9 protein-coding genes are annotated in these 6,817 nt (G+C 43.5%); all 9 read left to right on the top strand.

The features are described 5' to 3' along the window. Window positions 1-1,281, top strand: a 1,281-nt coding sequence (gene metK / locus Q0502_RS02465; protein ID WP_298646715.1) for a methionine adenosyltransferase, incomplete at its 5' end; no start/stop codon positions are given. Window positions 1,282-1,406: 125 nt separating this feature from the next. Beyond that, window positions 1,407-1,991 carry a TIGR00730 family Rossman fold protein gene (locus Q0502_RS02460; RefSeq protein ID WP_298646713.1) on the top strand — a complete coding sequence of 195 codons (585 nt, stop codon included), beginning with the start codon at window positions 1,407-1,409 and terminating at the stop codon, window positions 1,989-1,991. A gap of 22 nt (window positions 1,992-2,013) precedes the next feature. Beyond that, the gene (locus Q0502_RS02455; protein WP_298646712.1) at window positions 2,014-2,904 is read left to right on the top strand and encodes a DUF4271 domain-containing protein; all 891 of its coding nucleotides are present in this window, start codon (window positions 2,014-2,016) and stop codon (window positions 2,902-2,904) included. Next, complete coding sequence (locus Q0502_RS02450; protein ID WP_298646710.1) at window positions 2,901-3,665, top strand: uroporphyrinogen-III synthase; 765 nt, start codon at window positions 2,901-2,903, stop codon at window positions 3,663-3,665. The genes Q0502_RS02455 and Q0502_RS02450 overlap by 4 nt, the downstream gene beginning before the upstream one ends. Before the next feature lie 226 nt (window positions 3,666-3,891). Beyond that, a complete protein-coding gene (gene rnpA, locus Q0502_RS02445; protein WP_298646708.1) occupies window positions 3,892-4,305 on the top strand; it encodes a ribonuclease P protein component in 414 nt (137 codons plus the stop codon). Between the two features lie 5 nt (window positions 4,306-4,310). Further along, the gene (yidD, locus tag Q0502_RS02440; RefSeq protein ID WP_298646717.1) at window positions 4,311-4,574 is read left to right on the top strand and encodes a membrane protein insertion efficiency factor YidD; all 264 of its coding nucleotides are present in this window, start codon (window positions 4,311-4,313) and stop codon (window positions 4,572-4,574) included. A gap of 3 nt (window positions 4,575-4,577) precedes the next feature. Further along, window positions 4,578-5,276, top strand: coding sequence for a TatD family hydrolase (locus tag Q0502_RS02435; RefSeq protein WP_298646706.1), 699 nt, complete (start codon window positions 4,578-4,580; stop codon window positions 5,274-5,276). A gap of 240 nt (window positions 5,277-5,516) precedes the next feature. Next, window positions 5,517-6,116, top strand: a complete 600-nt coding sequence (locus Q0502_RS02430; protein ID WP_298646704.1) for an RNA polymerase sigma factor — start codon at window positions 5,517-5,519, stop codon at window positions 6,114-6,116. 95 nt (window positions 6,117-6,211) lie between these two features. After that, a partial coding sequence (locus Q0502_RS02425; protein WP_298646701.1) for a hypothetical protein occupies window positions 6,212-6,817 on the top strand: 606 nt, incomplete at its 3' end.

Below are 6,817 nucleotides of genomic sequence, written 5' to 3'. Positions count from 1 at the left end.
TCGGTGTCCGAGGGACACCCCGATAAAGTAGCCGATCAGATATCGGATGCTTTGGTCGATGAATTTTTGGCATACGACCGTAATTCAAAAGTAGCTTGTGAAACCCTGGTGACGACCGGACAGGTTGTGCTGGCCGGCGAAGTAAAATCAAATACTTACGTAGATGTAGCCGAAGTGGCACGTGATGTCATTGCAGGGATCGGTTATACTAAAAGCGAATATCGTTTCGAAGCGCTCTCATGCGGCGTTTTTTCCAGTATACATGAACAGTCGGACGACATCAACCGCGGTGTGGACCAGAAAGCCGATCCTATGGATCAGGGAGCCGGGGACCAGGGAATGATGTTCGGTTATGCTACCGACGAGACTGAAAACTATATGCCTTTGCCTCTCGATCTGAGCCATGCCCTGCTGCAGGAACTGGCCAATATCCGGAAGAATGAGCCGGAGTTGATGCCCTACCTGCGTCCCGATGCCAAATCGCAGGTGACGGTTGAATACAATGAAGAGGGAGTGCCTCAACGCATCGACACTATTGTGATCTCTACCCAGCATGATGAGTTCGAAAGGCCCAAGAACAGTACGAAAGAAGCGGCGCTCGAAGCCGACAGGAAGATGCAGTCGCGCATCAGGTCGGATGTGAAGACAATCCTGATCCCACGTGTACAGGCTCAGTACAAAGGGAGAAAAGATGTGCATCACCTGTTTGAAGGGGAGATCACTCTCCATGTGAACCCGACAGGCAAGTTCGTAATAGGCGGTCCGCACGGAGACACCGGCCTGACAGGCCGGAAAATTATTGTGGATACTTACGGCGGAAAAGCCCCCCATGGAGGTGGCGCCTTTTCCGGAAAAGACCCCTCGAAAGTAGATCGTTCGGCAGCCTATGCGGCGCGGCACATCGCTAAAAATATGGTGGCAGCGGGCGTCGCCCAGGAGATGCTGATCCAGGTCTCTTACGCCATAGGCGTGGCTGAGCCGATGAATATTTATGTCAACACCTTTGGGAAAAGCAATGTGGATCTTTCGGATGCGGAGATCGCGAAAAAGATCGGGATATTGTTTGACTTGCGTCCCAAAGCCATTGAACAGCGGCTGAGATTGCGTAATCCGATTTACAGGGAAACAGCTTCATACGGACATATGGGGCGTGAGCCGAAAGTGGTGAAGAAAGTATTCAATTCACGCTATATGCCCGAGCCGTTACGGGTGGAGGTAGAGTTATTTACCTGGGAGAAATTGGATTATGTAGATAAAATCAGAAAAGAGTTCGGTTTATAATAGTTTTAATAAGGTGGGAAGGCGGAAAGGTGAAGGAGTGGGAAGGTTGATTTTGGATTTGGGATTTTGAATCTTGAATCTGAAATAGATGAAGTCTTTAAACTGAACGGGATTGAAGCGAAAAGATGGAAAACGGAAACAGGGAAGTAGTGGTTTATTGTGCCTCCAGTGCGGAGATAGACCCCCTCTATTTTGATGCTGCATCGAGATTGGGCGAGTTGCTCGCGGAGAATAACATCACTTGCGTGAATGGCGCCGGAAGGGAAGGATTGATGGGGGCTTTGAACGATGCTGTGCTGAAAAACGGAGGCAGGGTAAAAGGGATTATCCCGCAGTTCATGGTCGATGCCGGTTGGGGACATGCCCTCCTTACCGAAACAATCATCACCGAAACCATCCACGAGCGGAAGGCTGCCATGGTGAAATCGGCCGATGCAGTAATCGCCCTCCCCGGTGGAATGGGGACGTTGGAAGAGTTGGCGGAGATCATCACCTGGAGACAGCTGGGTCTCTATCACAAACCGGTTATTATTTTGAATATCAATAATTATTATCAACCACTCCTTTCATTTTTAGAGAAGATGATCAGTGAAAAGTTTATGAAGGAGGTCTATCGGGAGTTGTGGCAGGTCGCTGTCAGCCCGGAAGCGGCTGTCGACCTGATCCGTACCATGCCCGACTGGAATCCCGGTTGCACTAAGTATGATTAATGGTTGAACTGCACTGAAAAGTATGGTACTGGTTTCAGATACTACTCGCGACATTCTCCCTTACTATTTGAAGGCTGAAGTGGAGCAGGCCGTTCCGGAGTCATGGCAGATGAATTTCGGTCAGTATGATTTTTTTTCCACAGACAGTACCCGGCTTTTCTTTGATTTTGAAAAAGATGTAGCCCTTCCCATGCACTTATTGCCTGACGGAAGTGTGGGTGCGGCAATGCCTTTTTCCCCATGGATACATTCTGTTTTATTTCTTCTCTTCCTCTTCAGTTTTATGATCTTTGCCTTTATCTTTCGATGGGAAGGAACAGCCCTGAAAGGTAACTTTAAAAATGTATTCACCCGCGGAAAAAATTCCACCTCCATCCATAAAAGCCAGGTAACCAAAACGGAAGCCTGGGGAGAGTTCTATCTGATCCTTCAAACCGTCATGATTTTCTCCATTCTCCTTTTCACGTGGCTGTGGGGCAAGGGACTCTCTGTATTTTCCATTGCCGCGAATTCGCTCGGTTTTGTGGGAATTTTTGCGGGCCTTGCCCTGCTGATCAACCTTAAAATTCTGGGCTACAGGCTGATCGGTACTTTCTTCCTGCAAAACGAAATGAAGAGTTGGATCACCTACTACTCCCGGATGATGGAGATCCTTGGAATTGTATTCTTTCTTCCTGTCGTTTTTTATGTTTATTTACATGAAGTGAGAAATATTATACTAATCACCCTTATTGTAGTTTTTTTTATTAGTCGACTGGCCATTTATATTGAGTTGTTAAATATTTTTGTTAAAAATAAGATCGGCCTTTTCTATTTTTTTGTCTATCTTTGCGGGACTGAAATTGCACCTTATTTGCTATTGTATAAGGGAGTACTTTCAGCTATAACTATTGCAGGAGATAACATTATATGAACGCCCGGAAAGTAAAGAAGATTCTCATATCACAACCTAAGCCGAGTAGCGAAAAATCGCCCTATTACGAGATAGCGGAAAAATTTCATGTTGACATCCATTTCTATCCTTTGATCAAAGTGGAGAGGGTCTCCCTGAAAGAGTTCCGTCATCAACGGATCAATATACCCGATTTTACGGCGATCATTTTTACCGCAAGAACAGCGGTCGATAAATTTTTCTCGATCTGTGAGGAGATGAAGATCGTTATTCCCGAGACAATGAAATATTTCTGTATTTCGGAGACTGTCGCGCTCTATCTGCAAAAGTACATTGTCTACAGGAAAAGAAAGATCTTTTTTAGCCAGACCGGTAAGATTGATGGTCTGAACAACGCTTTCACCAAACATGCCAAGGAAAAATTCCTTTTCCCTGTTCCCGAAGAACACAATGATGAAGTGACCAATTTCCTTGATGAAAAGAAGATAAACTATACCAAGAGTGTAATGTACAGGACGGTAAGTAACGAATTCGATAAAGATGAAAAGTTCGATTACGATATGATCGTCTTCTTCAGTCCGTTGGGAATACAATCGTTATTGAAGAATTTTCCCGATTTCAAACAGGGTGACCGAGCCATAGGATGCTTCGGTAGCGCTACGGCAAAAGCGGTGACGGATGCGGAACTGAGACTCGACTGTGAAGCTCCGCAGCCCGATTATCCTTCCATGGCTGCCGCACTGGAAGCCTTTCTGAAAGAAAACCACAAATATTACGCCTGATTTTTTTCCGAATCTGTAACGATTGATTCCAAAAACAATTATCTTTGTCAATGTAATTGCTTTCGGAGGATTGCATTTTAGTTATGAACTATTTCTTAAGCAATACGCACAGAAAGCAAACTTGTTTGCATTATGTCGTTGCGGAAACTTTTTCGATAAGTGAGGACAGAGGTAAAACTTGTTTAGACTATGTCAAACGGAGAAAAAGTCTGAAAGAAATAGTCTGATGAAATCGAACGAAGAAAAGCGCTTTAGGTTTACAAAAAAAGAGCGGATAACAGGCGAAAAAAGAGTGGAAACCCTCTTTGCCCAGGGTTGCTCCTTTATGTCGTACCCCTTTCGGATCGTATATCTGAAAACGACGCAGAACGGGACAGTGCCGCTGTCGATACTCATCTCCATTCCTAAGAGAAGGATTAAGTCAGCTGTAGATCGTAACCGGATGAAACGGCTTGTAAGAGAGGCCTACCGACTCAATAAGCATCTGTTTCCCTCCCGGGAATTGGCAGAAAACGAACATTTGGACGCGGCATTTATCTGTGTGGCAGATAAACCGTGTGATTATGCTACTGTAGACAAAGGGGTGCGGAAAGCTTTAAGAGAATTGAATCACCGGATTGAAGAAAGAAAACAGTGCTGAAAATAATTAAGAATGTACTGACGTGGATCCTGCTTCTGCCGGTCTATTTCTACCGGGCCGTCATTTCTCCGCTCACGCCGCCCAGTTGCCGGTATACGCCTACCTGTTCGCAGTATACGATAGAGGCACTCAAAAAACATGGACCTTTCAAAGGCTTTTATTTGTCTGCCAGGCGCATTATAAGTTGTAATCCGTGGGGAGGGTCGGGGTATGATCCCGTACCCGAGCCGAAGCCTAAAAAACACCAGCCGAAAGCAGAGGTCAATTAAAATATGGAATTTTACGACGTACACACCCATCAGATTTTTATTGAGGATAGCGATGATCCCTATCACTCGTGTATCTTCGATGTCTATCCCCTTGAATTTGAAGTAGCCAAAGAGTCCTATTCGCGTCACGCTTTTTCGTGTGGAATCCATCCCTGGTATTCGGAAGAAAGCGACACTCAGATGGCGTATCTGTCCGAAATCGCATCCAATCCCCGTATTATTGCCATAGGAGAAACCGGTTTGGACAGATTAAAGGGACCCTCATTCGATCTGCAGATACCTGTTTTCAAAAAACATATCGAACTCTCGGAAAAATTGATGAAGCCGGTAATCATTCACTGCGTGAAGGCATGGGAAGAATTGATACAGATCAGAAGAGAGGTTAAACCTTCCCGACCCTGGATCATTCATGGCTACCGGGGTAAGCCGGAACTTACCGAGCGGCTTGTCAAAGAAGGTTTTCTCTTCTCCATCGGAGACAATATCAATGTAGATTCCATGCAACTGATCCCTATTGATTCACTTTTCTGTGAAACCGATGAAGGGGAAATGCCCATCCGTCAGGTCTACCTGCAGACTTCGCAGGCGCTGAATATGGATGTAGAAGAGTTTGCCGACATAATTGCCGGGAATGTACGCAGGATATTTCCCACGATCCAACCGCCCAAACCCTATTATCCCGACGAAGAGGAGGAGGACTGATTTTTTTTGTTTTTATTTCCCAAATGCTCTATATTTGTAGAATCTAAGATACGCCTCGGACAAGTTCAACAAGTTAGATTATTCCTGCGTTCGGCATAACGAGTAAACTCGTTCTGATCTCTCTAATCGGAATAATTCAAACAAGTTTGGCTTGCCTCTCGGCTTTCATTAGATTTGCTGCGTAATAGAAATAAAATATGGAATTTCTGATTGACTCCAACCCAAGGAAATGTGTAATACATGGAGGTGACACCCGAAAAGATAGCACATAATTTTATAAAGTTTAGAGAGGGAGATGAAGAGGCATTCTCTTTCTTTTACAAATATTTTGTCAATGACCTGTATGCTTATGGCAGAAGCTTGGGTGCGGAGGAGAAATATGTAATGGATGCCGTGCAAGATGTTTTCCTAAAGGTCTTTTTTGATAAACCACATCTTACCTCCGTAGAACATTTTAAATATTTTCTGTTTAAATCATTGAAAAACCGGTTGTATGATCTTTTTAAATCGAAATCATTTGCGAAGATCGGTGATATTGATGGAGAAGTGTTGAATTTTTCGATCAAAACTACTGTGTTGGATGAAATTATCGAAGATGAAGACCGCATGATAATACAGCAAAAAATAGAAAATTTATTATCCGTACTCTCATCGTCACAAAAAGAGGCCCTTTATCTACGTTATATACAAGAACTTGCGTATAGCGAAATTTCAGAAATGATGGATAAATCAGAAATGGCTATCCGTAAGTTGGTTTCACAAGCCATCCATACAATCAGGAAAGAAAATAAAATATTGCCCATGCTTGTCTTTATCGGGCTTTTATACAGTGGATTTTAGTCCATAACTTTTATTAACTAAATTAATCCGGGAAAGCACTCACAAAAAAACAACTTATTCGTATCTATCAAAACAATCAACAGAATACATCATAGATGGAGGTAAACAAATATCAGGGATACAAGGCTATTGACTTTCTCAAAGATGATGATTTTTTGAGATGGAATCTCTTTCAATTAGAGAAAGACAATGCATACTGGACAAAAGTTATGGTAGAATGTCCTGAATTAAAATCTTTGATAGAGGATGCTATAGAGCTGTATAAGACCCAGGTTCGCTTAAATGATTATTCTCTTACGTCAGAACAAGCAGATGTATACCATGATGCTTTTCAGCATCGCGTAGCGCAACGAAGAAAACGGAAAACGCTATTTTACTGGCTTTCCAGCGCAGCCTCTGTTTTGCTTTTATTGGTTATCCACCAGATTTATAAACCTAATAATCAGGATCCGGGATTGTTGGATTTTGTAAATGAAAATTCGTTATCCGTAGATTCTGATTCAAAAGATATTCAGTTGTATGTCTCATCCGATCAACTGATCACTATTGAAGAGAAAGAGGCGGACATCGCATATAATACCGATAGTATTCAGGTGACAGGTAAATCACTTGCTGAAGTGAATACCACAGAATACAGCCAACTTGTCGTCCCGAAAGGAAAAAGGTCAAGGCTTACTTTATCCGACGGCACAACTTTGCAC

It is taken from the genome of uncultured Proteiniphilum sp., from assembly GCF_937873925.1.
Lineage (GTDB): Bacteria > Bacteroidota > Bacteroidia > Bacteroidales > Dysgonomonadaceae > Proteiniphilum.
Note: the sequence above shows the minus strand (reverse complement) of the source record. Positions and strands in the feature narration are given on the sequence as shown.